22 protein-coding genes are annotated in these 26079 nt (G+C 50.1%); 4 read left to right on the top strand and 18 right to left on the bottom strand.

Annotated elements, in window-relative coordinates:
• Window positions 1-2: 2 nt before the first annotated feature.
• Window positions 3-1166 (top strand): tetratricopeptide repeat protein, encoded by a 1164-nt coding sequence (locus tag Q7P67_RS04930; RefSeq protein WP_303850801.1) that lies wholly within the window; start codon window positions 3-5, stop codon window positions 1164-1166.
• On the opposite strand, the gene Q7P67_RS04925 is transcribed toward Q7P67_RS04930, so the two are convergent.
• The 10 genes from Q7P67_RS04925 to Q7P67_RS04880 form a co-directional block, all read right to left on the bottom strand.
• Complete coding sequence (locus Q7P67_RS04925; RefSeq protein ID WP_303850800.1) at window positions 1167-1580, bottom strand: bacteriohemerythrin; 414 nt, start codon at window positions 1578-1580, stop codon at window positions 1167-1169.
• A 60-nt stretch (window positions 1581-1640) separates the two neighbouring features.
• The gene (locus Q7P67_RS04920; protein ID WP_303850799.1) at window positions 1641-1910 is read right to left on the bottom strand and encodes a hypothetical protein; all 270 of its coding nucleotides are present in this window, start codon (window positions 1908-1910) and stop codon (window positions 1641-1643) included.
• Entirely contained in the window at window positions 1892-2983 is a 1092-nt protein-coding gene (locus Q7P67_RS04915; protein WP_303850798.1) for a coproporphyrinogen-III oxidase family protein, read from the bottom strand. The genes Q7P67_RS04920 and Q7P67_RS04915 overlap by 19 nt, the downstream gene beginning before the upstream one ends.
• Complete coding sequence (gene kdsA, locus Q7P67_RS04910; protein WP_303850797.1) at window positions 2980-3783, bottom strand: 3-deoxy-8-phosphooctulonate synthase; 804 nt, start codon at window positions 3781-3783, stop codon at window positions 2980-2982. Before kdsA ends, Q7P67_RS04915 begins: the two co-directional genes overlap by 4 nt.
• Before the next feature lie 159 nt (window positions 3784-3942).
• A complete protein-coding gene (locus Q7P67_RS04905) occupies window positions 3943-6006 on the bottom strand; it encodes a hypothetical protein (RefSeq protein ID WP_303850796.1) in 2064 nt (687 codons plus the stop codon).
• Between the two features lie 64 nt (window positions 6007-6070).
• A complete protein-coding gene (locus tag Q7P67_RS04900; protein WP_303850795.1) occupies window positions 6071-7489 on the bottom strand; it encodes an aldehyde dehydrogenase family protein in 1419 nt (472 codons plus the stop codon).
• A gap of 74 nt (window positions 7490-7563) precedes the next feature.
• Window positions 7564-8769, bottom strand: a complete 1206-nt coding sequence (locus Q7P67_RS04895; protein WP_369695999.1) for an ABC transporter permease — start codon at window positions 8767-8769, stop codon at window positions 7564-7566.
• A 5-nt stretch (window positions 8770-8774) separates the two neighbouring features.
• Entirely contained in the window at window positions 8775-9461 is a 687-nt protein-coding gene (locus Q7P67_RS04890) for an ABC transporter ATP-binding protein (protein WP_303850792.1), read from the bottom strand.
• Complete coding sequence (locus Q7P67_RS04885) at window positions 9461-10723, bottom strand: efflux RND transporter periplasmic adaptor subunit (RefSeq protein WP_303850791.1); 1263 nt, start codon at window positions 10721-10723, stop codon at window positions 9461-9463. The genes Q7P67_RS04890 and Q7P67_RS04885 overlap by 1 nt, the downstream gene beginning before the upstream one ends.
• Window positions 10720-12150 (bottom strand): efflux transporter outer membrane subunit, encoded by a 1431-nt coding sequence (locus tag Q7P67_RS04880; protein ID WP_303850790.1) that lies wholly within the window; start codon window positions 12148-12150, stop codon window positions 10720-10722. Before Q7P67_RS04880 ends, Q7P67_RS04885 begins: the two co-directional genes overlap by 4 nt.
• A gap of 370 nt (window positions 12151-12520) precedes the next feature.
• Here Q7P67_RS04880 and Q7P67_RS04875 point away from each other — a divergent pair, with 370 nt between their 5' ends.
• The 3 genes from Q7P67_RS04875 to Q7P67_RS04865 are packed head-to-tail and all read left to right on the top strand — an operon-like array spanning window position 12521 to window position 16593.
• Window positions 12521-13333, top strand: coding sequence for an electron transfer flavoprotein subunit beta/FixA family protein (locus Q7P67_RS04875; RefSeq protein ID WP_303850789.1), 813 nt, complete (start codon window positions 12521-12523; stop codon window positions 13331-13333).
• 13 nt (window positions 13334-13346) lie between these two features.
• Window positions 13347-14675 carry an electron transfer flavoprotein subunit alpha gene (locus Q7P67_RS04870; protein WP_303850788.1) on the top strand — a complete coding sequence of 443 codons (1329 nt, stop codon included), beginning with the start codon at window positions 13347-13349 and terminating at the stop codon, window positions 14673-14675.
• Window positions 14668-16593 (top strand): (Fe-S)-binding protein, encoded by a 1926-nt coding sequence (locus Q7P67_RS04865; RefSeq protein WP_303850787.1) that lies wholly within the window; start codon window positions 14668-14670, stop codon window positions 16591-16593. Before Q7P67_RS04870 ends, Q7P67_RS04865 begins: the two co-directional genes overlap by 8 nt.
• A 96-nt stretch (window positions 16594-16689) precedes the next feature.
• Here the strand turns inward: Q7P67_RS04865 and Q7P67_RS04860 are convergent, their stop codons facing one another.
• The 8 genes from Q7P67_RS04860 to Q7P67_RS04825 all read right to left on the bottom strand — a co-directional run bounded on the left by Q7P67_RS04860 (window position 16690) and on the right by Q7P67_RS04825 (window position 26035).
• Entirely contained in the window at window positions 16690-17649 is a 960-nt protein-coding gene (locus Q7P67_RS04860; protein ID WP_303850786.1) for an SLAC1 anion channel family protein, read from the bottom strand.
• A gap of 54 nt (window positions 17650-17703) precedes the next feature.
• Window positions 17704-18120, bottom strand: coding sequence for an arsenate reductase ArsC (locus tag Q7P67_RS04855; protein ID WP_303850785.1), 417 nt, complete (start codon window positions 18118-18120; stop codon window positions 17704-17706).
• A 1-nt stretch (window position 18121) separates the two neighbouring features.
• The gene (locus Q7P67_RS04850) at window positions 18122-18406 is read right to left on the bottom strand and encodes a thioredoxin family protein (RefSeq protein WP_303850784.1); all 285 of its coding nucleotides are present in this window, start codon (window positions 18404-18406) and stop codon (window positions 18122-18124) included.
• A gap of 8 nt (window positions 18407-18414) precedes the next feature.
• Complete coding sequence (locus tag Q7P67_RS04845) at window positions 18415-19566, bottom strand: permease (RefSeq protein WP_303850783.1); 1152 nt, start codon at window positions 19564-19566, stop codon at window positions 18415-18417.
• 70 nt (window positions 19567-19636) lie between these two features.
• Window positions 19637-22264 carry a chemotaxis protein CheW gene (locus Q7P67_RS04840; RefSeq protein ID WP_303850782.1) on the bottom strand — a complete coding sequence of 876 codons (2628 nt, stop codon included), beginning with the start codon at window positions 22262-22264 and terminating at the stop codon, window positions 19637-19639.
• 360 nt (window positions 22265-22624) lie between these two features.
• Window positions 22625-23653 (bottom strand): putative zinc-binding metallopeptidase, encoded by a 1029-nt coding sequence (locus tag Q7P67_RS04835; protein WP_303850781.1) that lies wholly within the window; start codon window positions 23651-23653, stop codon window positions 22625-22627.
• Window positions 23653-24579 carry an alpha-E domain-containing protein gene (locus tag Q7P67_RS04830; protein ID WP_303850780.1) on the bottom strand — a complete coding sequence of 309 codons (927 nt, stop codon included), beginning with the start codon at window positions 24577-24579 and terminating at the stop codon, window positions 23653-23655. Before Q7P67_RS04830 ends, Q7P67_RS04835 begins: the two co-directional genes overlap by 1 nt.
• Window position 24580: 1 nt before the next feature.
• Window positions 24581-26035, bottom strand: coding sequence for a circularly permuted type 2 ATP-grasp protein (locus Q7P67_RS04825; RefSeq protein WP_303850779.1), 1455 nt, complete (start codon window positions 26033-26035; stop codon window positions 24581-24583).
• Between the last annotated feature and the right edge of the window lie 44 nt (window positions 26036-26079).

Genomic DNA, 26079 nt, shown 5'->3' with positions numbered 1-26079 from the left:
ATATGAGCCTGATACTTGACAGCCTTAAAAAAGTGAACAGTACAAAAAAATCCGGCAGCGCGGTGCCTCCGAGCCTGCTGAACCTTAAACCGTCCGGCGGCAGAGGGAAAGGACCCAGAAAATCCCTTCTGGTACTGCTTGCGGTCGCCGTCATAGGTTTTCTGATAGTGCTTTTCATGCCCACAGGCGACAGTAAATATAAAGTCAACGCTGCGGCAGACGTCGCACAGAAAATACCGCAGCCTGCACAGCCGGTGCCGGTATCAAAACCTTCTGAGGAACCAAATCCGAAACCAGCCAAACCTCAGACGGCACCAATGGCACAGTCACCGGAATTTGACCCTACGGCTGCAAACAAACAGCGGCTTGCAGCGATGAACAGTCTGCCGGAAATCAGCAGACCCGCACCTTTGCCGGTTCCTCAGGCGGCTGTCCCCGTTCCTGAAACGCAGCAGCCTGCGCAAACACCCGCACCGGAAACATCACAGCCGCAACAGCAGACTCCTGCCGCAGTTCCGGCGCAGCGAACCAGCCAGCCATTCGTTCTTTCCGGGCGTGCAAAAAAAGAATATGACCGCAAGATAGAATACAACACCCTGACCGCACAGGCATCCTCTGCCCTTCGTTCAGGAAACAACAGGAAAGCTGAGGAATTTTATGCCAAAGCAATGGCAGAAAAGGTTACAAAACCCACCCTCACAGGGCTTCTCACCGCGAAGATACGCCTTGGAAAGCTGAACGAAATTCAGGGGATAATAAATAACAATCCATACACTGCCGACGCTTCCGTAATAAGCGCGGCGGCACTTGAAATGTCGGAAATGGGGTACTCCGATAGGGCGCTAGACCTTCTTTCCGGAAACTCCTCAGGCACAGGCGGAGGTCAGATTTACTACACCGCAGGTATTATTCAGGAGAACACAGGAGACTATGTAAGGGCTGAAACCGCTTACCGCAGAGCTGTACAGCTAAACCCCGGCGACGGCTATTTCCTTTATGCTTTTGCCCGTTCTCTGGACGTTCAGCAGAAATATGATGAAGCGCTGAAAAATTATACGAGACTTGCGGAAATGCCATCCGCCGAAAACGGGCTCAGAACAAACGCCATGCAGCGAGCCTCTGCTATTCAGTCATACCTTGATGCCGCCGACAGAAAAACGAAATAGTCAGGCGCAGAAGCCGTTCTCTTTCATAAACGAAGCCAGCTTTTTGTCATAACCCATTATGTGTTCCACAAGCCATTCCTGCAACAGCACACGGAGTCTTTCCACTATCTCCTCGCTGTGACCGTCGGCAATAAGTGATTTATAACAGGTCATAAGTTCGTCCACCAGTTTTCTGTGGTCGTTGAGATGTTCGTTGAAATCGGGATAACCGTATCTTTTCATCAGATCCTCTTCGGTTCCGAAGTGGAATCTGACATATTTCAGAAGGTAATTCAGTGTTTTAATTGTAATTTCGTGACCGTACAGTTTCTCAAGACTGTCGAAGTAGGAATTGATGTGTTTAAACAGATCCTTATGCTGGGAGTCGATAGTTTCGTTTCCGCTGATAAGGCTGTCACTCCATTCTGCCTTCATGTCTCCTCCAATATTAAATAATAAGAATTGATTATAACGTAAATTTATTAAAAAACTAAATTATTTTTTGTATTTCTTATGGCAGTTTTCACATTTAAGCATCGGAGCATGGTTTCCGTCTTTCGGCCACTCTTTGTGGCAGTCGAAACAGTTGTCACCGCAGCCCTCCTTGTTTGACGAACCGAACTCGAAAAGTTTTTTACTGGCAGGAGTATGACATTTTATACAGGTTGTGAGGGCTATATGGTCTTTGCTCCCTTTCAGCTTGGGGTGGCAGGTCATGCAGTCTCCCGCACATCCTGCGTATACCGTCAGGGCAAACAGTCCCACAAAAATTCCTGCACAGAATCCAAAAGCAGTTCTCCCTTTTCCGTAATTTTCAGTTTTTCCATTTGCCATGTCAGCATCCCTTCCGAAACAAGTTTTTCTATCCGCTCATTAAAAATATTGAGCATATCCCCGTATCTGTATTTTAACGAAGAAAAATCCACTCCGTCAAGCATCCTTAATCCGAAAACGAGTTCCTGTGCCAGCGCATGAACACCTTCAGTTCTATCGGTTTCGGCATATGCTGTCGGATCGGTGATATAGGCTGCAACGTCCGACACCTTTCCGCGAAGCACACGCCCTCCGTCATAATTTTCCAGTGACCACGCCGCGGAACCGAGCCCGTCGTAATCGTTCAGCATCCAGTAACCGATATTGTGCCTGCTCTCATACCCTTTACGTGCGAAATTGGATATCTCATATTTAAGGTATCCGGCTGCCTCAAGCGACCTCTTAACCTCTATGAAAGCCGACTCACAGCAAGGTTCGGCATTTTTCAGATATTCCGTGTCAAAGCTGTAGGAATAGGCGGATACATGCTCCGGTGAAATTGATACAATGTCCTCAAGGGTCTTCATCTGAACTGAATTTTCAACTGACGGTATGTCGAATATCATATCGAGATTAAGCGCAGTATCCGGGCATAACCTGCGGGCTGATTCCGCGGTGCGGAAGATATCGTTCCTTCCGTGTATCCTGCCAAGCAGTTTCAAAACGCTTTCGTCGGTGCTCTGGCATCCGACACTCAGGCGTGAAAATCCGAAGTCTTTCACAACAGACAGAAAATCAGCCGTTAAACTTTCTGGATTAGCTTCAATTGTGGATTCCGTGAAATCTGAACCGACGGCAGAAAACAGCCTGTCCAGAAAAACTGAGAGCAGAACAGGGGACACCGAAGATGGTGTCCCGCCGCCGATATATAAAGTTTCGTATTTTTTTCTTTTGCGCGCCGAAAGGTCTTTAAGAACAGCGTCAAAATACCTCTCGGTCAGGTCGTATGCGTCTGTTGCGGAATAAAACCCGCAGTAGCCGCACTTGTTTTTACAGAACGGAACGTGGACGTATAATCCGCTCACTTGCCGATCGCCGTCCTTATATCTATGATGGATTTAAGAATCTCTTCCAGCTTGTCCGGCGTCACCATGTTGGGACCGTCGGACAGCGCGTTTTCCGGATCTTCATGTGTTTCAAAGAAGAAACCGTCAACACCCACAGCAGCCGCAGCCTTCGCCAGATAGGGAACGTATCCTCTGTCTCCGCCGCTTTTTCCTCCCAGTCCTCCCGGTTTCTGAACCGCATGGGTGACGTCCATCACCACGGGGAAACCGAACTGTGCCATATCCACAAGATTTCTGTAGTCAACTACAAGGTTGCCGTAACCGAGCATGGTTCCGCGCTCTGTAAGTATTACCTTATCGTTTCCGCTGTCTGTAACTTTTTTGCAGGGATGCCCCATGTCGTTTCCGGCAAGGAACTGCGCCTTTTTGATGTTCACTATTTTATCCGTCTTCGCCGCAGCCACAAGCAGGTCTGTCTGGCGGCAGAGAAATGCAGGAATCTGGAGGATATCGGCAACTTCCGCAACTGGAGCCGCCTGATATGCCTCGTGGATATCGGTAAGGATGGGAAGCCCCGTCTCTGCCTTCACCTTTGCCAGCATTTTCAGCCCCTCTTCCATACCCGGACCGCGGAAACTTGTTACTGAAGTTCTGTTCGCTTTGTCAAACGACGCTTTAAAGATATATTTTATGCCCAGCCTGTCCGTTATCTGCTGAACCCTGCCCGCGATGCGCAGCAGCATGTCCTGATTCTCTATCACACAGGGACCTGATATCAGAAACAGCCCGTCTTTAATTTCACTGTAAAGGTTTTTCATCTTTGTCCTTTTCTTTTTCTTTCTTAATTTTTTTGTATCGATCCTCGATACTGCAGCTCCCGCTGATGGAGCCTCAGCCCGCGCCCGGTTTAAGTCTGGCAACAAAAATCACCAGAACTATAAACACTATAAGTCCTATAAAATCTTCCATTGCATCTCCTACTCGGCAAACCCTTCATATGGCGTGCCGTCGATGGTGTATCTGTATATTATCCTTTCGTTTTTATCCGGTTTATAGCTGCCGTTCACACAGAGACCGAACTGTTCCTTAGCCTTCGTAAGCATGATGTTAAGACTGCCGTCCTTCCGGTTTACAAGGTTTCCGTCTCTAACAATACCTATGAGCGGATAAATGTCAACGGGATTGGTGTTGAACACCCGCTTGATCGTACCGTTTATCTCAAGTTCGAAAGAAGTAAGACGTCCGCCCGGATATGCGAAAACACCCTCAAAACACAAGTCCTCAGTACCGTCCTGCTGTGGCTTGTTTCTGTCGCCCACATAATCTCCGCCCCTGGATATATTGCCGGACAACGTGAACGGTTTCTCAGTGCGGAGTTTACCCTTATCGGAATATTCGGTTATCAGGAAATACGGTTTCAGCGTATCATACTGCTCCGAAGGACCGGAGAAAACGTGAAACCCGTTGGCTTTCGCCTCCTGAACGGTACCCAGAGCGAAAGCGTTTCCGTCCTTCATCATGTCGTACACTTCAAATTCAGCCTTATAAGGTTCCTCGGAGGAAACAGCCTGTCCGGAATAGGTTCCCCTGCCCAGTTTAAGTTTTTTGTCCGCACCCATATCAGCATCAAACAGAAACACAGAAAGACTTCCAGTCTGATTTTTCGGAACGTGGGTGAGCACCAGCTTAACTCCCGCCGTCGAAACCTCGTCCAGTCCGAGTTTGTTCATATCCGGTCTGAGGTAAACCACTGCGTTGTTATTGGCGTTGGAGGACACAACCAGCGAAGGAGTATCCGCCTGAGTATAAACTCCCGTATTGTTTGATATCATCGTTCTCAGGTCAGCAATATCCTTCGTTATCATTACCTTGCGTGTAACAGGCGAATATTTGGTAAGATCAGAGACAAAGGTTCCGCCGCCGCCTGTTCCGTTCCATTTGCCCTGAATCCTGCCGGACTTCATCTGTCCGGTGAAAACCTGCTGACATTTGAAGTCTATGCCGGTGTTGGAACAGTCCAGCGTAAGGTTAACCTGACCGTTCTTCATTATCTTGCCGGAGACGGGATATCCGTTCGTTCCCTTGGATGTCTTTATATAAGCCGTACCGAAATAATTCTCGGCAACACTGTCCAGTTTCCATAGCTGTGTGCGGCTGTCCCCGTCGGTACCGGTCAGCACAGTTTCAGCCAGTCCGCTTTCGAATCTGCCGGATTTTGAAACTGCATCCGGTTCCATATAAAAGTTCGCCGAAAGCTCAATATCCTTTATGCCGTCCAGCAGCAGGGTTTTTGCAAAGCTGCCGTTTCCGCCTGTAAGAACGGAATCGCCCGTTTCAAGAACAGTAACTCTGACACCCTGCATAGGGGTCATTTTTTTATCGAACACCTTGCCGGACAACTTTATGCTGGACGGAAAATCCGTAGTAAATTCAATACGTTTTGTCTGGGTCTCATACCCGTTTCCGGATGCCTGAAGGTGTATCGCCTTGGTCATGTAGAGTTTCGGGTTATCCGATATGAATTTTTTGATAGCGTCGTTGACAGGGTTGGCAACGTCCATTATGGCAAAACCGTCGTCAGCCTGTATCCATACCACGAAGGTTCTGTTTATGAACACAAGATAGAAGTCCGCATCGTTGATATAGCCGGATTTCGGAAAAATAAAGAACAGTCCGCGCTCACCGAAACGCACCATCTGGGAACGGTTTTTCGGAGCGTCGTCGGTAAGCTGTTTGAAGAGTTTTTCGGCATCCACAAAGTTATTGAACGAATATACTGCAACGTTGGTCTGGTACTGTTTTTTACGGACTATGTTCATCAGCTTGTCGGATTTACCGGAGTAGTATGAATACGTTGCACTGTATGCTGTATTATTTTTGGACGGAGTGGCACGCACGCCGGTTCCAAGCCAGAGTTCTGAACCGCCAGGCAGATCGTCCGCCTTAGGGAAAAACCCTCTGATGTCGTTGTCGGTTATCCCGGCGGCAAATCCGGCCGCAGAAACAAGAAGAACTGCAAACAGCAGCAAAAGTCTTTTCACACCATCCCCCGTAATTAAAAAAAGCAGAGGGTTCCCCGAACAAAGCGGGGAACCCGTGATATCATCAGTTCAGATTGAACATAACTGTTTTAAGTTCAGTCATTTCCTCAACGGCAAATCTGGGACCCTCTCTGCCCGTGCCGGACAGCTTCACGCCGCCGTAGGGCATCTGGTCAACCCTGAAGGTGGGCATATCGTTTATCATTACCCCGCCCACTTCAAGCCTGTCTATGGCTTTGAAGGCGTTCTGGATGTTGTCTGTGAAGATACCCGCCTGAAGTCCGAACTGGGAATCGTTCACCCGCTCGATAACCTCGTCCAGAGTTTTGTATTTCATGATGCAAACGACGGGTCCGAAGACCTCTTCGCGCACTATCGTCATATTCTCGTTTGTGTTTTCAAGCACAGTCGCCTCAAGGAGCGTTCCCTTGCGGTGTCCGCCCACTGCAACGACAGCACCCTGTGAAACCGCCTCTTTTATCCAGCCCTCTGCACGCACAGCCTCTCTCTCCTCTATCATGGGACCCACAAGCGTCTTTTCATCTTTGGGGTCGCCGTTGCGGCTGGCTTTGACTGCGTCAACAAACATAGTGCGGAACTCGTCATATCTGCTCTCGTGTATGTATATCCTCTGGATGGAGATGCAGACCTGTCCGCTGTTTGCAAACGCTCCGATAACGCATTTCGGCACGGCATAGCGGATGTCCGCATCCTCGTGCACTATCGCTGCGGAGTTTGAGCCAAGCTCAAGAGTCACCTTTTTTATGCCCGCCTTCGCCTTAATGTCCAGTCCCACAGAGGGCGAACCTGTAAAGGTTATCATGGCTATCTTATCAGATTCCACCATTGTATTGCCCACAACGGAACCGGAACCCACCACAAGGTTTATGCCGCAGGCGGGAAGCCCCGCCTCAAGGAGCAGTTCTGTGACCTTATGAGCCGTAAGGGGTGTTGTGGATGCAGGTTTCAGCACAATAGGGCATCCCGCGGCTATTGCGGGTCCCACTTTGTGTGCAACAAGGTTAAGTGGAAAGTTAAACGGTGTAATGGCGCCGATAACGCCGATGGGATATCTTTTGAAATAGCCGAAACGATTGGTTCCGGATTCTGAAGCGTCGTAAGGAACAAGCTCGCCGCCGAGCCTGCGCGCCTCGTCTGCTGCGAATTTGAAGTTTTCGCCCGTTCTGCCCGCCTCGCCTCTGGCAAACATTATTCCTTTGCCCGCCTCGGCACAGAGCAGCGCGGCAATCTCCTCTTTGTCTCTCTCAATGAGTGCCGCCATATTGTCCAGTATCTTTCCGCGTCTGGCGGCTGAGAGGTGCTTCATGGTCTCGCGTGCCTCAAAAGCCGCGTCTATAGCCTGTTTTGTAAGTTCCGCCGATGCGGTGCAGACTGTGTCCACAAGGGAACCGTCATAGGGGTTGAGAACGTCCATATATGTTCCGGTGTCAACCCATTGCCCGCCGATGAAAAGTTTTTTCATATGAGCCTCCGTGAACCTATGTTTTATATACAATATTTAATATACAGCCATTAGCCCGCGGAGGCAAACATAATCTATTCGTGTCTCAGAGCATCTATGGGGTCGAGCCGCGCCGCTTTCAGAGCGGGGAAATATCCGAAAATGATACCCACCGCCACTGAGAACATGAACGACAGCAGGACAACTCCTCCGTCGAAAACATAAGGAACGTTTATCGCAGTTGAAATTCCCAGTGAAGCGATAACAGCTATGATTATACCGATTATACCGCCCAGCGACGAAAGAACCACCGCCTCCACAAGGAACTGGAGCAGAACCTCCCGCTCCATGGCACCTATGGCAAGCCTGATGCCTATCTCCCGCGTGCGCTCCGTAACGGACACAAGCATGATGTTCATAATGCCTATGCCTCCGACGAGAAGGCTAACAGCGGCAACAGCTCCGAGAAGGGCTGTCAGAACTTTCGTGGTGCTGGTAAGCATCTGGGTTATCTCTTTCATGTCCATGACATTGAAATTGTTGTCCTCGTTAAAAGAAAGGTGCCGGCGTTCGCGCATCACGCTTTCGATATCGCTGATAGCGTCGCTTGTGGATTCCCCGTCTTTAACGGAAATCTGTATCATATTAACATCTTTGCTTCCGGTCAGTCTTCGCTGAACGGTTTTAAGAGGCATGACAACGGTGTCGTCCTGATCGCTTCCCATGCTGGACTGTCCCTTAACGTCGAGAAGTCCTATCACCTTACAAGAAAAGTTGTTCATCCTGATTGAAAGTCCCAGAGGATCCTGCGCGCCGAAAAGCTCTTTGCGTACCGTCTCTCCGATTATGCAGACGGAGCGTCCTCCGGATATCTCTGATTCCTCGAACATCCGCCCGCTGGTTATAGACCTGTTCCTTATGGGGAAAAATTCGTTGTCAGTTCCCGTGACGGTGGTCTGCCAGTTCTCGTTGCCGTTAACTACGGTCACGGAAGATGATGCCGTGGGTGTCACCGCGGCAATGGAATGTACCTCGCGCTTTATGGCGGCACTGTCCTCAACGGAAAAGGCGGGAGCCGTGGATCTGTCGGGACCGCCCATCCTTTTTCCTGTGGTAAGTATCAGCATGTTGTTACCCATGCTTGCTATCTGCTGAGTCACCTGTTCCGTTGTGCCGTTGCCCACTGTAACGAGGGTTATCACCGCCGCAACGCCTATAACTATTCCCAGCACAGTGAGAAACGAACGCAGAACATTCCTGCGTATCTCCCTCAGAGCCAGAAGTATCGTATTAAAAAGCATTATTCTCATGAAACCACCAGCCCGTCTCTGAAATGTACGGAGCGTTTCGCATACTCCGCCATGTCCGGTTCGTGTGTGACCATTACAACGGTGATGCCGTTCTCTTTATTAAGCTGAGTCAGAAGCTCCATTATCTCAATGCTCCGCGCCGAATCAAGGTTTCCCGTGGGTTCGTCCGCAAAAAGCACCGAAGGATGTGTAACTATGGCTCTGGCGATGGCAACCCGCTGCTGCTGACCGCCGGAAAGTTCATTCGGGTTGTGCTTCTCCCAGCCTGTGAGTCCAACAAGATTCAGCGCCTTCATAGCCGCCTCTTTTCTCTCCGCAGACGAAACACCTCTGTAAAGCAGCGGCAGTTCCACGTTTTCCAGCGCACTGGTACGGCTCAACAGGTTAAACCCCTGAAATACAAAGCCGATGTAGTTTCTGCGAAGTCTCGCGAGCTGGTCTCTCTCCAGTCCGCGCACCTCCAGCCCGGCGAATTTATAGGAACCTGCCGTCGGTGTGTCCAGACAGCCGAGAATGTTCATACAGGTGGATTTTCCGGAACCGCTGGGACCCATCACCGCGACGAAATCGCCGCTTTCGATGGTCAGATCGATGCCACGCAGCGCGTGCATCTCTGAAAGCCCCATGCCGTATACCTTCGTCACACCTTTAAGCTCAATGAGCGGTGCGCCTGCACTTCCCATCACTTCTCCTTTGCAGAAAGAGTGCCGACAATAAGATCGTCACCCGCCTTGATATCGCCTTCGATAAGCTCCCTGCTGCTGCCGTTTGACTCGCCTGTCTTCACCTGCACAGGTTCGGGCATTCCGTTCACAAGTTTATAAACGGTCTGCATCCCTTCAGCTTTGGGCGCAGGTGCTTTTTTCTCTCTGACCGGCGGTCTGGGCATCAGTTTGCTGACGAAGGAGGCACTGCTCTCACTCACAGCGGGAGGCGCAAAGCGGAAAACCTCATTGGGTATCATAACAGCGTCCTTCTGCTCCTTAACTATTATGTCAGCCGTGGCGGTCATGCCGGGGCGCAGCAGCAGATCTTTATTGTCTACTTTTATTACTGTCGTATACGTTACGACGTTATCCGTGGTCTCGGAACCGTATCTTGCCTGTATTATATCGCCTTTGAACACCTTTTCGGGGTACGCGTCAACGGTGAATTCCGCACGCATACCCTCACTCACCTGACCTATGTCCGCCTCGTCAACGTCGACGTTAAGTTCCATCTCCCTCAGGTCTTCCGCAAGAGTAAAGAGCACGGGTGCCTGATAGGACGCCGCCACAGTCTGCCCCGGTTCGATGCTGCGCACCAGAACTATGCCGTTGACGGGCGAGAGTATCTTTGACTTGGAGAGGTCTGTCTGCACTGTCTTGACGTTTGCATTCGCCTGTGCGGACTGGGCAAATGCAGACGCAGTATTCGCAACCGCTCTGTCATACGCCGCCTGCGCCGCCTCAAGATCTGTTTTCGAAGGCGACTTGCCTTCGGTTATATCGTAAAGATTTTTAAGCCTGTTCAGTTTCGCAAGGGTCTCACGCTCAGTCGCCTGCGCCTGAAGAATAGCCGCGTCAGCAGCTTTCAGCGCCGCCTGATACTGCGTAAGCTGGCTCTCCAGCTTCTCCGTGTCAAGCTCCGCCAGAACCTGCCCCTTTGTCACTCTGCTGTTATAATCGACGTAAACGTTCTTTATGGTACCTGAAAGTTCGGAACCGACATCCACCTGATTGGTAGGCTCAAGGGTGCCTGTCGCCGATATTTTCACGGTGAAGTCGCCCTTGTCCGCCTTAACGGTCTTAAAGCTGGGCACTTCGCCCCTACCGCCCGCGAAAAATTTAAGAAGCACAAGTATTACCGCGCAGGCAATGACAACTGCCCAGATAAGTTTTGCGCGTACTTTCTTCTTTTTGGAGCCGACCGTTGCGGCTATATCTGAAGTGTTGATATTGCTCATTTATCCTTCTCCCCTGTAACAGTTGATTCCCAGCCGCCGCCCAGCGCCTTGTAAAGCGCCGTCAGGTCTGTTCCCGCAGCACCTTTGCTTGCGGAAAGCTGTTTTGTATAGCTTATGTATGCCTGCTGCGCGGACATGACGTCTGAATAATCCGAAAGTCCGGCACCGTAGCTGTTTTTCGTAAGATAATAGGCATCCTTCGCCGCATCCGCTGCTTTTGCAAGCTGAAGCGTCTTCGCATACTCCTCTGAATAAGACTTCATGGCGTTCTCTGATTCCTCCATGGCAGTCAGCACAGCGGATTCATATGCCGCAAGATACTGCTTTCTCGTCTCGTCCTGCACTATTATGTTGTTCTTTATCGCTCCGAAGTCAAACAGCTTCCATGTGAGGCTGGGACCTATAGAGGCGCTTGCGCTGTCCGTCTCGAAAAGACTTCCGAACTGGGTTGACGAAAGCCCTATGGAACCTGTGAGGGTCAGCTTAGGGTATCTGTCCGCCTCTGCAACGCCAACGCGCGCCGTCTGCGCCGCAAGCTCCCGCTCCGCCTGACGCACGTCCGGTCTTCTGCGAAGCATGTCCGCCGGAACACCAACCGCTGCGGTTACAGGCACAAGAGGCACAGGCTGAACGTTTTTAAGCATCCCGTCCAGACTGCCCGGCGTCTGACCTGTCAGAACGGCAAGGCGGTTCAGATAGCCGGCTATTTCAACACGCAGGTCGTTAAGTCCGGTTTTGGCGTATTCCAGTGTATACAAAGCGGTTTTAACATCCGCCTCGCTGCCAGTTCCCGCCTGATATTTGCTGTTAGCTATGTTGTAAAGCTCAGATTTGACAGCTATATCCTGCTCGGTATACACCAAGCTGTTCTGTGCAACACGCAGTGATATATAGTTTTTCGCCGTTTCCGCCGTAAGGGATACAAGTACGTCGTGCAGAGCCTCCCGCGATGCCCCTGCATCCGCAGAAGCCGCCTCTATGCTGCGTCTTACTCCGCCGAAAAGGTCTATCTCCCACGAAGCGTCAAATCCGGCTGAATAGCTGTCCAGCGTTCTGTCGGACAGACTGTCATCGCCGTAATAGGTTCCTTTTGCCGACGCAGATGCCGAAAGGTTCGGTTTTCCGTCCGCTTCGGTCATGCCCAGCTTCGCTCTTGAAGCTGCAAGCACTGCGTATGCCTTTTTCAGGTCGAGATTGCCGTCAACGGTCATACCCACCAGTCTGTTCAGGGTATCGTCGCTGAAAACAGTCCACCACCGTCCTACCATCTGCGGGTTGTCCGCTTCCGCTTTAACAGGGTTGTTCAGTGCCGTATGCCAGCCGGCGGGCAGGTTCGAATCGGGGCGAACATAGTCCCGTCCAACAGACGCACAGCCGGAAACAGAAAGGACAACAGACAGATACATAAAAATTCTTAATAATGTCATCAGTGTTTTCTCTCTTTATTTTCCCGTTTTGTATTCTTTTGTAACCTATATGACAGTATATATTACATTTTGTTCCCTAAGGAATGTGTTTTTCCTATGGATTCAGAGTTCTTGAAGATTGTAACGTTTAAACCTTCAGATTTTTTACGGAATAAAACGAAAAAACAGTTTGTATTAACTTTTTTTTATGGTACTTTACATGATTGTAAACGCCGTTTGTTTCCTGTGTTCATAATAACGTAAACGCCGCACAGGAGGCATGTGTGCGGATGTATTACCCACCTTTATTATTATGCCACAGAACTCACTCAGCGAGAAATTTACACTGCCGGACGTTAAACCGGCGTGAAATGATATAAATGAGGTAGTTATGCAGGTCATAGCATGTATCAAACAGGTACCTGACACAACTCAGGTGCAGATCGACCCAAAAACAAACACTCTGGTCAGAGACGGTATCCCCTTCATCGTCAACCCCTATGACACACACGCACTGGAAGAATGTCTGAGACTCAAGGACAGATACGGATTTAAGGTCACTGCTGTCTCTATGGGACCCCCCAACGCCGAGGCAGCATTGCGGAAGGCTCTGTCTTTGGGTGCGGACAGGGCAGTTCTTGTGTCCGACAGGGTTTTCGGAGGCGCGGATACACTTGCCACCAGCAACGTTCTTACCGCCGCTATCCGCAAACTTGCCGAAGAGGACGAAGTCGGCATAGTTTTCTGCGGAAAACAGACCATCGACGGCGACACAGCCCAGGTTGGTCCCGGAATCGCAACCCGCATGGAACTGGAACAGCTAACTCTGGTTGACAGGATCGTGGAACTGGACGTTGAAGCGAAAAAACTCATTGTACGCAGAAAGCTCGAAGGCAGATACGAGACGGTTCAGACTGTACTTCCGGCGATGATAACCGTCGTGCGGGAGATAAACCGCCCAAGATACCCCACAGTTCCCATGAGACTGCGCTCAAAAGAGGCACAGGTTGAAATGTGGAATAACGAGGTTCTTCAGCTTGATGTTAACAAAATAGGTCTGAAAGGTTCCCCCACATGGGTAAGCAAGATATTCTCGCCCCAGCGCGACAAAGGGGAAATGATAGGCACAGGCATAAACGATCCAAAGCAGGTGGCATCGCTCCTTCTGGACAAGATGGTCGCCAAAGACATTATCACGGTATAAGGAATTAAAGAAGATGGCAGAAAAAATCAAAAAACCGAGAGGCAAAGCGAGGCTTAAACCCGACACCTGCATAGCCTGCGGAGCAAGGTGCGAAAGCGCCTGCCCCGTTGACGCTGTTAAGATGGACGGCGAGGGCTCGCCTATCATAGACGAAGCGAAATGTATCGGCTGCGACAAATGCGTTAAAGTATGTCCCGCCGAAGCGCTCTACATGTTCCTTACAGACGAGCAGAAAGCACAGCTTGAGGCATGGGAGAAACAGAAAGCTGCAGGCGGCGCGGAAGAGGAACTTTCCGACGAGGACAAAAAACTTAAAGAATATCTCGCACAGTACAGAGGCGTTTGGGTGTTTGTGGAGCAGACCGAAGGGCTTGCCGCAGACGTTTCATGGGAGCTTCTGGGCGAGGGAAGAAAACTTGCCGACAAGCTGGGAGTTGAGCTCTGCGCGGTGGTCATGGGCGAAAACGTGTCGCACCTCGCCGATGAGGCAGGCAGATACGGAGCTGAAAAAGTATATCTCGCCGATATGCCGGTATTAAAAAACTACAGGACACAGAGCTATCACAGGGCTATGTGCTGGCTCGTGGAAAAATACAGACCCGAAGTCATACTCATGGGAGCAACCGGTATGGGACGCGACCTCGCGGGTGCTGTGGCAACAGAGGTTGCAACGGGACTCACGGCTGACTGTACGGGACTTGACATCGACGACAAGCGCAACCTTATGCAAACCCGCCCCGCTTTCGGCGGAAACATCATGGCTACCATCATGTGCGACAAATACCGTCCACAGATGGCGACAGTACGTCCCCGCGTCATGGGTATGCCCCAAAAAGCCGACGCATCCAAAGCCGTCGTCATCACCGAGCAGCCCCCTGTTGCGGAAGATGATATCCTCAGCAAGGTTCTCAGCATCGTTTCCGACAAAAAAGCGGACGACGTTGACATCTCCGGCGCCGAAATACTCGTTTCCGGCGGAAGGGGTATGATGGCTCCCCAGAACTTCAAGATACTTCAGGAACTCGCCGAAGAGCTCGGCGGAACAGTGTCCGCATCCCGCTCCGCTGTGGATGCAGGATGGATGGCGCACTCCAGACAGGTGGGACAGACAGGAAAGACAGTCCGGCCGAAAATATATATAGCCTGCGGAATCTCCGGCGCTATCCAGCACCTTGTGGGTATGCAGGATTCCGACGTTATCATCGCTATAAACAAGGACAAGGACGCGCCAATTTTTGAGGTGGCAACCTACGGCATAGTCGGCGACCTGTTCGAAATTGTTCCCGCTCTCACTGAAGAGATAAGAAGAAGAAGGGCTGAAAAAGGTGGCAGAAATGGTTAATATACCTTTTATCATATTATTTGCTGTTTCAATGGGCTTCTTTGCCTACAGCTTAACGAAAAAGATAGGACTGGTCAGGCAGGGAAGACCGCTGAACAGAACCGACAGAGGCGGTATCAGAACCGCGGCAACACTCATAAACGCGATTTTCCAGAAAAGCGTTATCAGGGGCAGTTTCGGTTTCAACCACGCGCTTCTGTTCTGGTCGTTCCTCGTTCTGCTTCTGGCGAACGGTGAATTTCTGCTCCACGGACTTATCCCCCGTGCGGCGTTCATCATGCTCCCCGCTCCGGTTCACCACTGGCTGAAACTCATTTTCGATATAGTTTCCGTGCTGGTGCTTATCGCGGTCATTGCGGCGGCACTCAGAAAACTGTTCCATCCGCTTTACAAAGAATCGCGCACCGCGGAGGCGTTCATAATACTCGGTGTTATCGGCGCTCTCATGCTTGCGTATTTCGGTCTTACCGCATTTGAAATAATGATGGGCTGGGTTCCGTGGCAGTATGCCCCCTTCTCCGCCCTCTTCTCGTATGTATACATAGGGCTTACCCCTGACGGAGTGCACAAACTAGCGGTGTTCTTCTGGTGGTCACATGCTGTGCTGCTTCTGGGCTTCATCAACTTCCTGCCCTACAGCAAGCACATGCACATTCTCACCGCTATCCCTAACGTGTTCTTCAAACTGCTGGACAAACCGGCTATTCCCCAGCGTGAAAACTTTGAATCCGTTAAGGTTCTCGGCGCTGAAAAATATCAGGATCTCACATGGAAAGACCTTCTGGACAGCCTTACCTGCACGGAGTGCGGAAGATGTCAGGTGAACTGCCCCGCCACGCTCACAGGTAAACCGCTGAACCCCAGAACACTTATCCACAAGATAAAGGAGAACATGAACGCCGGAGAAACCGCACTTGTGGGTGAAGGCGAACATCAGATATCAAAAGACGCCGTATGGTCATGCGTAACCTGTGGAGCCTGCATGGAGGTCTGCCCCGTATTCATCGAACATGCTCCAAAGATAATCAAAATGCGCAGAAACATGGTGCAGATGAACTCGGATTTCCCGGAAGAGCTGCTCAACCTGTTCGAAAACATGGAACAGCGCAGCAACCCGTGGGGCATAGCACCCTCCGAACGTACTAAAGTGTTCTCAAGCGTCAAAGCGAAAGACTTTAACCCCGAAGAGACCGAATATCTGTTCTTTGTCGGCTGTGCCGGAGCTTTCGACTCACGCAGCAAACAGATAACCCTTGCCGTGGCAATGCTTATGGACGAGGCGAAAGTAACGTGGGGAACACTCGGAAAAGACGAACTCTGCTGCGGCGACAGTCTGCGCAGACTGGGCAACGAATACGTCTTCGAGCAGATGGCTCTTAAAAACGTGGAGATGTTCAAAGCCCGCGGGGTAAAAAAGATAGTGACACAGTGCCCCCACTGCTTTACCACACTGAAAAACGACTATAAACAGTACGGACTTGAGGTTGAGGTCATCCACCACGCACAGCTTCTGGACGAGCTGGTGCGCGACGGCAGACTGAAAGTGAACAACAACCATAAGAAATCCGTAATGACATACCACGATTCATGTTATCTGGGCAGACACAACGGTGTCTACGAACAGCCCAGAAACATCATCAAAGCCATCACAGGCAAGGCACCCGTTGAGATGGAACGCACGAAGGACACAGCCTTCTGCTGCGGAGCGGGCGGCGGACGCATGTGGATGGAAGAGAATATGGGCGAGCGCATCAACGTCAACCGCGCACAGCAGGCGCTGGATACCAACGCGGGAACGCTCTGCACAGCCTGTCCCTATTGCATGACGATGATGTCCGACGGTATGAAAGACCTTAATACCAAAAGTATATTTGTTAAAGACGTTGCAGAGGTTCTGGCGGAAGCCGTCCTTCTGTAAGAATTAATATGAGACTGCCGCGTCAGCCGAAGGCTTCCTCGCAGAGACGATTGTTTGTCATCACGAGAAGCAGAGCGACGCGGCAATCTCATTTATTTATTCCGGAATACAGACATCCTTTTTCGTCATTGCATAAACAGTTCTCACCAGCACCAGCACCACCACACAGGTAGTAATCACCAGCAGAATCACCGCCATTGACTTAAAGAACATCGCGCCCGTCATTTTATACATAAGTATCGTCGCAATGGTTATAGCATCCATGGGAAAGGTATACGCCCACCAAGACATATAAAAAGGGGTCTTTCTAAGACGCGGAAACATTGAAACCAGCATGAGGGTGGTAAATACCGCGAAATAGAAAAGTATCCTGCCGAACGAGTCAAGCCCGCCGGTCAGCTTTGAATATGATATAAAACCCACAGCCGGAGGAGCTATCATGATGAACAGCGTGGGCATGAACTTCTGCACCAGAACGTCGTGAAAAATAACCCTGTAAATAACTATCGTACAAAGCATTATCCACAGCACAAGCCCTATGGAGAAGAAGAACCACGAAATTTCAGTGCCGCCGAAATTCGCCCCCACCACAGGAACAAGGATATTGCCCACAACAGGGATAAACCAAGCCGGATTCATGGCATGAATCTTATATTCCCTGAAAAACCACATATTGATGATAACGAACGTAAAGGTGATATGTATCAGTGTTCCCGCCCACCAGAGTCCGGCGGAAAAAGGGTGGCACACACTTTCATATCCGATGCTGAGCAGCAGCAGGGATATCGATATCGTCGGAAAAAAATTCATCCTGACCGGATGCAGAAATTCGTGTTTCACTTCATGGGGATACTTAATGAGCTTTAACGCGTAGACAAAGACCAGAACAAGAAACCAGACCGTTACCGCGTATAGAAAATATTTTGAAAAACCCGTGTCAACCTTCATCACGGCTCCGTAGCGCATGTATGCCACGGCAAGTCCCGAAAGCCCCATAACCGTTGAAAAAAGCGTTATGGGAAAGTTCCTTAATCGACTCTCTTCTGTTTCTTCCATCTGAACCTCGGTAATATTTATTCAAAAACCAATATATACCGATTTTTCAGATTGTCATGTTAAATTTTGTAAAACGACCCACTCCTGAATCTTCTGAAGTATGGAGTCGCGCACCCTTCTGGCAAAGGCTAGCTTCTCCTCGTCCGTCCCCTGAAACGACGACGGATCCGGGAACTCCCAGTGGAGCTTTTCACCATTGAGGGGAACGACGGGGCATCTGTCTGCCGCCTCTTTGTCACAGACCGCCACAACGTAGTCGAAATCCTGTCCGGCGAACTCCTTGACACTCTTTGTTCTGTTCGCTGAGATATCAAAACCCAGCTCCGACATGGCGCGCACGACGAAAGGATTCAGACTGCCCGGCTCAAGACCCGCGCTTTCCGCGGAAAAACCGGACAACCTGTTCAGAAAACTTTCCGCAATCTGGCTTCTTGCACTGTTGTGCACACAGACGAAAAGAACCCTTTTCATATTATCCGCAGCAGCCGGAACAGCCGCAACTGCTTCCGCCTTTGGCTGCCATCTTCTGTTTGATGAGTATCTTTATCTCGTTGACAGTGGGCAGGGGTTTGCCCTCGTGCACAACAACCTCGTCAACCACCAGACCGGGGGTCACCATGATATAGTTGGATATCTCAGTCATATCGTTCACATATTCTATATCGGTATCAATACCCAGTTCGTTCACCGCCTGAAGGGTCATCTCGTGCATTTTCTTACAGTTGACACATCCTGGTCCCAAAACTTTTATCTTCATGATTAACCTCACATATTTCCGAATATCATTCCTGCCGTACAAGACATAATAATCACAAGAAGAACATATGCCACAGTTTTTTTGGTTCCCATGATGCTCCGCAGAACCAGCATACTGGGCAGACTGAGCGCCGGACCTGAAAGCAGAAGAGCAAGCGCGGGTCCCTTGCCCATTCCGGAGCCCATAAGCCCCTGCAATATCGGTATCTCGGTCAGGGTGGCGAAATACATCAGAGCGCCGGCTACAGAAGCGAAAAGATTAGCTTCGAAGCCGTTCCCCCCCACTAACATCTCTATATATCGCGAAGGGATTATCCCCTCGTGTCCGGGACGTCCGAGAAGAAAACCGGAAGCCAGAACGCCGATGAAAAGAAGAGGGATTATCTGTTTCGCATAGCCCCACGTCTCCTCCATCCACATTTTGCGCTGGTCGGCATCCAGAACGGTGAAAGCCATCAGAACAACCGCACACAGGCTTAAAAACGTAAGGTACCACTTTGTGCCGTATATAACGGAGAACAGTGTTCCATCCGTCTGAGGTTTCGCCCATGTTGCAAAGATGAGAACAGCGGTCATCCCAACGAAAAATAGGATTTTTGGCAGAAGATTTTCAGCTTTGACATCACGCATGGCAAGCGCCTGTCTCTCCGCCTCCTCCTTACGGAAGAGGAAAGCCATCACAAGTCCTATGACTATTGAAAAAAGAACAGCCAGAACCCCGCGTGCGACACCCATTTCAAAACCGAGTATGCGCGCGGTGAGCACAATTGCCAGAATATTTATCGCAGGCCCCGAATAGACGAACGCAATGGCGGGACCAAGCCCCGCTCCACGCTTATAGATACCTGCGAAAAGGGGCAGTATAGTACATGAGCAGACCGCCAGCACGGCGCCGGAAACCGAAGCTACCCCGTATGCCGCAACGCGCTTCGCGTCCGCACCGAAATATTTTATTACCGAAGCCTGAGAAACCAGAACGCTCACCGCCCCTGCAATGAAAAGTGCAGGGATAAGACAGGTCAGCGTGTGCTGGCGGACGTATTCCGACAGCAGATAAAACCCCTCCAGAATGGCGGAGGAAACACGCACAGATTCAAAAGGCGTGAAATACAAAGCGGCAAAAACAGCCACCAGTAAAAAAAACCTGTTTATCTCTTTCATAAAACAACTCCTGCAGAAAAATATAATACTATCCGCAGGAGATGTCAATTACATTTCTAGGAATATAATACTAAATCATTTCCCTGAGTTTTCCGATTATTCCTTCCGGACGGAGAACCATCAGCATCTCACCGTTCGGCTGACTTGGATCCGGTTTAACTATACACTCGGTATATTTGCTGTTGTCAAGAATATGGTCGGAACACTCCACCCTGTCCAGAGGTATCTGGGGAATTTCACCCAGAGCGTCCGCGATAAGTCCGAAGAGCTGGTCGTCTTTATACCGCAGAACAATTATCTGACTGTCGTTGTCCACCTCTTTTTCAGGCAGGTCCAGCACGGATCGGATGTCCACCACCAGCAGCGGCATATCCTTGTATATACGCCTTCCCTTCACAAATTTATGACTTCCGGGGACGGTTGTTAGACCTTCGGGATTGATAGCCTCAACTACGTTTTCCGTTTTTATACCAAGCCACTTTGTGCCGATGTAAAATGTTGCCGCCTCTATGGTCTTTCTGCCGTCAGCATTTGCTTTAACCCGTACGTTGTCTCCCCGCCTGCGCACGTTATACGCTTTTTCAGCGGAAACCTTTGCCAGAGGGGTAAAAATAAGCGCTATCACATCGTTCTCATACCCGTCACCCTGCTTATATTCCCTGTACCCGCTGCTGGCGTGCCCGCCCACAGCGTAGTAATATCCGTTGTATTCGATTATTTTAGATATGCCTTTCCCGTTTTTAAGGTTCAGAAATTCCCTGTCAACAGCGATACAGGCTCCGGCTTTAAGCTCAGGGCAGGTTGCGCTTATCACGTTTCCTTTTCTGTCGGCAAAGACGCCGAAAACTCCCTCTTCAACCTCACCGCGCTCATTCCGCGGGAGTGCATCATGGAGCATGGCTTCAAACTGCGGCTCGCTGTCGAAAACTATGCCTATTCCTCCAAGAACGTTCTTTCCCTGTCTGAAAGAGGTGATACCCGCCCCGTAAATATAGGTATGCCTGCCGCCGTAAAGTTCGCTTGTTTCAAACTTTGAAACACTGTACTGACAGCTCTCTTTCAGAGCGAGAGTGGTGCGAACAAAGTCCTTGCTCAGAACACTGCCGACAATATGTTCCTCCGTGGGGTTCGAAACCGCCACAACCCTTCCGTATGAATCGTATACGAACAGGTTGGTGTATACGGTGTAAAGCCCGTTTATATATTGCAGGATGCCGGTTATCTTCTCCTTGTCTTCAGCGTCTATCTTAGGCTTGTCCAGTATGCGCTTAAAGGCGGATGTGAGCGCCCACCACCGGCAGTCGTTCGCCCGCTCGTAAAGGTTTCTGTCCATAATGTCCACGGCAAGCGCCGCCCAGAACCAGACGTTCGACAGTATCGAATCTATAACTGTCTTGTGCAGATTGCCTATGGACTGTTCGAATATCTTTTTGGTCTTGGCGCCTGTGCCGGAAATGCTCCACAAAAGAACCTTGGAAGCTGGGTCGCTCTCTTTCACGTTGCCGTTCCATACTGTGCGCTCAAGGTCGCTCTGAATCTTTTCCGCCTGAACCGGAATGCTCCGCAGTTCGCCGGAAAACAGCCGCGGGTCGCTCATAACGGCTTCCAGTATCTTATCGTCAATGCTCTTTTTCGCCGCGCTGTCCTCGGATATCTCAAAAGCGCTCTCTATAGGGATCATAACGTGCCCGTACCAGCCAAGACCGAAAAAACCCTGATAGCCCTTCGTCGGACAGGTTTTTGCAATGTATTTTTTACCCGCGAAAACCGTTATCCCGTATTCCTTATTGAGCGCCATTTCCATCTCAGCACCCACGGGAACGTGATATTTGTCTGAACTGGCTATGACATGCCCGTCCGAATCCAGAATGAGCTTAACGGACCAGTCGCCTTTGGAAGTAAGATTGCGGAAAATACCCTCAAGCTCGTTGCGGAACCGGAAACAGAGACAGAGAACTCCGAGAACGTCCTCCTTCTCCTCGTTGCTCCGCGTCACTCTGTATGCGTATATAAGTGATTTATCGTTATCAGGAATCAGATCTGTATATCTGTACACCTCAAGATATTCGCCATTAATGTTCACAGCCTCCTGAACCAGAGGGTCGGAAGTTTTTGTAACCCTGTTCTCCTGATCCATCTGCACCAGAACGTTCCCTTCCGTGTCCAGAAGAATGATGTTGAAATACACTGAATATTTCGCAACGTATTCACGGAAACGCTCAATGAGAGCCTGTTTCATCTCATCGCGAAGCTGTGTGCGGTTCAGCGTGTCACATACGGGTTCGTTGCTGCCGTTTCTGCAAAGTGCGTCAAGCTCTTCGTTTTTAATTATAAAATCGCGGATATCATCGTCGGTGGCAAGAAAACCAATGTCTGCTGTACGCTCGAAAAGGTTGCGGATCATAATATCAACGGCAACCTGTGCCTTTGAAGCTATCTCCTGAACGGTCTTCCTGATATTTTCCATGGCAAGCTGACAGAGCAGCCTGTTCGTTAAATCAAGAAAACCCCTGCGGGTGCCTGTCATATCGGTTCCGGTACCCACCATCTGTCCCAGAATCGTCAGCAGATCCCACTGCGCGCCAAGCCGCAGCAGCTCTTCGCGGTATTCGTCAACACTGTCCATGTGGTTGATTACACCAAGCAGCGATTTAGGTATTTCGATATCCTTATATGTGACTATTTCTTCAGCAGACATAAATTACCCCCGTTTCGAGAAGGTGAACTAGCTAGAAACGTGCCACATCGTTAATACCAATAGCATCATTCAATTAAGCCGGAAATGTTAAATTTAACTCAAATATTTAACTTTAAACAGATTCGGCAGCTAATCACATTGATCAGGGGATAAGTATAATTTAGCAATTAAATTATTTTTAGGCTAAAAATAAAAAAGAGTTACAATTTCGGGCTAATATTTATCCGTCGGGAGTTCATCAGTTTTTTCAAAAACATGCAAATATTATGCTATTGATATTTTCTATAGCCACATATAAAACTTTTCAGCTAATAATGAAATAATCGGTCAATAATTAATCGTTTGACTAATTATTAATCATCATCTTACGGAGAGAATAACGTTCCTGACAAATATCAGCTTATCGTAAACTTCACTGCTGAGAACAAAGGGATAGGCATCCGGCTTGCCGACGCTGCGGTTGAGCGAGTTCATTATTATGGTCAGTTCCACCCATTTTCCTATTACGGATCTGAAATCGCTGTGCTCAATATCAATATTGAAGACATCGAACGAAATGGCGGTTTCAAGCGTGTCCATCATGTGCAGATAGTGCGCCCACGTTTCCGCCCAGTCCTCCAGCGGGTGCATGGAGGCATACGCACTTATGTGGTGTTCCTGCCAGTCAGGTGATGGACCGTTTGCGTAATACTCTTTCAGAGCGGCATCGTAGTCAATTTTATGATTGCCGAAAAGCACGTCGAACTGTCGTTCCCACTTCGTGCCCTCCACCAGTGTCATAAAGAAATAATGCCCTATCTCGTGGCGGAAATGTCCGAGTGTGGTTCTGTACCGTTCGTTCATCTCCTCCCGCATGGAAACGCGGTATTCCGGGTCGGCTTCCGCCGCGTTGATCGTTATTACGCCGCTGCTGTGACCGGTATAAACAACTTCATGCGCGACGTTGGGGTTTGAGCGTCTGTCCTCAAGAAAGTCGAAACACAGCCCCCGCACAGGGTCATCCTCCCTGCCCTTAAACGGCAGGTGATGACGGAACATATTGAAGACCATGCGTCTTTTCGCTTCCTCAAGGGTACGCCAGCGTTTAACGTTTCTCGGTATGTCCTGAACGGGAATTGTTCTTGTGAGCCTGCACGAAACGCACTGATCGTGAGGGTCGTCCTCACGAATGAGCAGATTACAGCCGAGAATATCGGGTGAACGGTGCTCGCAGAAGCGGTAATAACGGGTGTTTGAACCCACGGTGGCGGCGAGGAGACCCTTTCCCTTGTGTCTCAGGGTAAACATCTCCGCACCGACAACGTCAATTCCGACCAGCTTCCCGCAGGCAACGCATATTGTATTATCAAAAAAAATCTCCGCACCGCAGGAGCAGAAAAATCTTTTCATCAGCCTATCGCCGCATTAAACCATGCGTCAGCAACGGCAGCGTCTATTTCGTATAATGCTATCTGAGTCTTATCCATAAAATCATGTATATCCTTAACGTCCGCCTGTTTCGCCGTGAACCCCTCCAAAAGGCAGTTTACTGCCTTCGCTTTTTCGGCGACAGGTGCGCAGTTCGGCAGCCTTCCGGCGAGAATGGCAATGCTCTCCGCACAGTAGGCAACCGCTCTGGGAAACATAGCATCTTTCAGAAGAAAGTCAATGACATCAGCGCTGGCGACCTTCCGGCGCACAGCCTGACGGTACATCTGGTAAGCGTTCATAGCTTTCAGCAGGTTCATCCATACTATCCCCTCTGTGCCTTTCAGCTTACTGCTCCGCAAAAGAAGAGAACCCGCATCCAGAATACGGGTGGTGGTATCCGCCCGCTCAAGGAGTCTGCCGATCTGTAAAAAGTTATATGTTGAGTTCCTCGAAAGTCCGCTCACAAGCATCCCCTCAAGTCTCTGCCCGCCCCTTATTATCTGCGTGAGAAACTGATATCTTTTGGTTCTGGTGCCGATGTGTTCCTTTTCCTTCTTCGCCAGAAGATAAAGCTCGTTCACCACCTCCCACGCCTCGCTGGGCAGCATGTCTCTGGTGGTTCTGGCGTTTTCCCGTGCAAAGGCGAGGGAACAGAACAGCGAACACGGGTTGCGCTCGTCACTTATGAGATAGCTCATTACGCTGGTTTCCGACCTGTCATCATAAAGCTCCGCGAAGGATTCCTCCGCATCCATGATGGTTATAAGGTTATACCAAACTATGTCCGTGCCCTTGGGCATATCCAGCATAAGGTTGGCATAAACATTTGCCAGCTTTGCCATATCTTCCGCACGCTCCATATAGCGCGCCAGCCAGTATACTCTGTTTGCAACTCTTGACAGCATCTTACGCCTCCTCCGGATCGATTATCCAAGTGTCCTTGCTTCCGCCGCCCTGTGATGAGTTCACCACCAGGGAACCTTCGCGCAGGGCAACACGGGTGAGACCGCCCGCCGTGCAGTATGAGCTTTCGCCCTGAAGGATGAACGGACGCAGATCAACGTGCCGTCCGGCAAGGGTGCCCTTGTCCGTGAGCGTCGGCGTGACCGACAGGGCGAGGGTGGGCTGTGCTATATAGTTTCTGGGATTTTCATTGATGAGATACCGGAACTGCTCAATCTGTTCCTCCGTCGAGTGGGGTCCCACAAGCATACCGTAACCGCCGGATTCGTTAGCGGGTTTTACCACCAGTTTCTCAAGGTTATCAAGGACAAACAGTCTCTGGTCTTCTTCGCGGCAGAGATAGGTCTCAACGTTGGGAATGAGCGGTTTTTCGCCCAGATAAAATTCTATCATCTGCGGAACGTATGCGTATACCACCTTGTCGTCGGCAACGCCTGTTCCGGGTGCATTTGCAATGGCGACGTTCCCTTTTTTCCATGCCCGCATAAGCCCCGGCACCCCGAGAGCGGAATCAGCCCTGAAAACTTCCGGATCGATAAAATCGTCGTCTATCCTGCGATAGATAACGTCCACCTGTGTCAGACCGGAGATGGTCTTCATGTACACCTTGTCGTCGGTATCAACAAAAAGGTCTGCGCCCTCCACAAGTTCCGCTCCCATCTGTTGAGCGAGGAAAGCGTGCTCGAAATACGCAGAGTTGAATATTCCGGGGGTGAGCACCACTATTTCCGGCTCTTTGTCACAGGCGGGTGCAATTGAGGTCAGCATATCAAAAAGTTTCGCGGGGTAATCGTCAACGGGTATGATGTTGATGTCCTTGAAGAGTTCGGGGAACACCCTCTTGGTTATCTTGCGGTTCTCCAGCATATAGGAAACACCGGAGGGGACGCGGAGGTTGTCCTCCAGAACATAAAGTGTTCCGTCGCCGTCGCGCACTATGTCGCTTCCGCAGATATTCGCCCATGCTCCGTGGGCGGGGGTCATTCCGATACATTCCTTACGGAAATTTCTGGACGTCATTATCACATCCGCAGGCACTATGCCGCTTTTGATTATCTCCTGAGAGTTGTAAAGGTCATTGATGAACATATTCAGGGCTTTCAGCCTCTGTTTAAGCCCCTCTTCGGCACGTTTCCACTCCATACCGCATATCACTCTGGGGATAATATCAAACGGCCACGCGCGGTCTATGTTCGTGCCGTCGCTGTACACCGTGAAGGTTATGCCAAGCTCCACAATGGCGGCATCCGCCGTCTTTTTTCTCTTATAGATGTCCTGCGTGGAAAGGTTTTGCAGGTGGCGGAAAACATCGCGGCTCGCCTCTCTCGGCACCCCTTTGGACTGGAAAAGCTCGTCGTAAAATCTTCCGGGTTCATATTCGTTCCAGTTGATAGACATATTTGCCTCCAAACATTTACGCGACAATTTTAATCCTAAGAAAA

The organism is Seleniivibrio woodruffii, from assembly GCF_029267515.1.
Classification (GTDB): domain Bacteria; phylum Chrysiogenota; class Deferribacteres; order Deferribacterales; family Geovibrionaceae; genus Seleniivibrio; species Seleniivibrio woodruffii_A.
The sequence above is the reverse complement of the archived record's forward strand: the minus strand, read 5'-3'. Positions and strand labels throughout refer to the sequence as shown.

Excerpts from the sequence above, each read along its gene's own strand:
- Q7P67_RS04895 (WP_369695999.1), bottom strand. The coding sequence starts at position 8,769 with ATGCTTTTTAATACGATACTTCTGGCTCTGAGGGAGATACGCAGGAAT.
- Q7P67_RS04850 (WP_303850784.1), bottom strand. The coding sequence starts at position 18,406 with ATGAAGATAAAAGTTTTGGGACCAGGATGTGTCAACTGTAAGAAAATG.
- Q7P67_RS04925 (WP_303850800.1), bottom strand. The coding sequence starts at position 1,580 with ATGAAGGCAGAATGGAGTGACAGCCTTATCAGCGGAAACGAAACTATC.
- Q7P67_RS04870 (WP_303850788.1), top strand. The coding sequence starts at position 13,347 with ATGGCAGAAAAAATCAAAAAACCGAGAGGCAAAGCGAGGCTTAAACCC.
- kdsA (WP_303850797.1), bottom strand. The coding sequence starts at position 3,783 with ATGAAAAACCTTTACAGTGAAATTAAAGACGGGCTGTTTCTGATATCA.
- Q7P67_RS04825 (WP_303850779.1), bottom strand. The coding sequence starts at position 26,035 with ATGTCTATCAACTGGAACGAATATGAACCCGGAAGATTTTACGACGAG.
- Q7P67_RS04830 (WP_303850780.1), bottom strand. The coding sequence starts at position 24,579 with ATGCTGTCAAGAGTTGCAAACAGAGTATACTGGCTGGCGCGCTATATG.
- Q7P67_RS04840 (WP_303850782.1), bottom strand. The coding sequence starts at position 22,264 with ATGTCTGCTGAAGAAATAGTCACATATAAGGATATCGAAATACCTAAA.
- Q7P67_RS04835 (WP_303850781.1), bottom strand. The coding sequence starts at position 23,653 with ATGAAAAGATTTTTCTGCTCCTGCGGTGCGGAGATTTTTTTTGATAAT.
- Q7P67_RS04930 (WP_303850801.1), top strand. The coding sequence starts at position 3 with ATGAGCCTGATACTTGACAGCCTTAAAAAAGTGAACAGTACAAAAAAA.
- Q7P67_RS04855 (WP_303850785.1), bottom strand. The coding sequence starts at position 18,120 with ATGAAAAGGGTTCTTTTCGTCTGTGTGCACAACAGTGCAAGAAGCCAG.
- Q7P67_RS04900 (WP_303850795.1), bottom strand. The coding sequence starts at position 7,489 with ATGAAAAAACTTTTCATCGGCGGGCAATGGGTTGACACCGGAACATAT.
- Q7P67_RS04875 (WP_303850789.1), top strand. The coding sequence starts at position 12,521 with ATGCAGGTCATAGCATGTATCAAACAGGTACCTGACACAACTCAGGTG.
- Q7P67_RS04845 (WP_303850783.1), bottom strand. The coding sequence starts at position 19,566 with ATGAAAGAGATAAACAGGTTTTTTTTACTGGTGGCTGTTTTTGCCGCT.
- Q7P67_RS04885 (WP_303850791.1), bottom strand. The coding sequence starts at position 10,723 with ATGAGCAATATCAACACTTCAGATATAGCCGCAACGGTCGGCTCCAAA.
- Q7P67_RS04865 (WP_303850787.1), top strand. The coding sequence starts at position 14,668 with ATGGTTAATATACCTTTTATCATATTATTTGCTGTTTCAATGGGCTTC.
- Q7P67_RS04860 (WP_303850786.1), bottom strand. The coding sequence starts at position 17,649 with ATGGAAGAAACAGAAGAGAGTCGATTAAGGAACTTTCCCATAACGCTT.
- Q7P67_RS04890 (WP_303850792.1), bottom strand. The coding sequence starts at position 9,461 with ATGGGAAGTGCAGGCGCACCGCTCATTGAGCTTAAAGGTGTGACGAAG.
- Q7P67_RS04880 (WP_303850790.1), bottom strand. The coding sequence starts at position 12,150 with ATGACATTATTAAGAATTTTTATGTATCTGTCTGTTGTCCTTTCTGTT.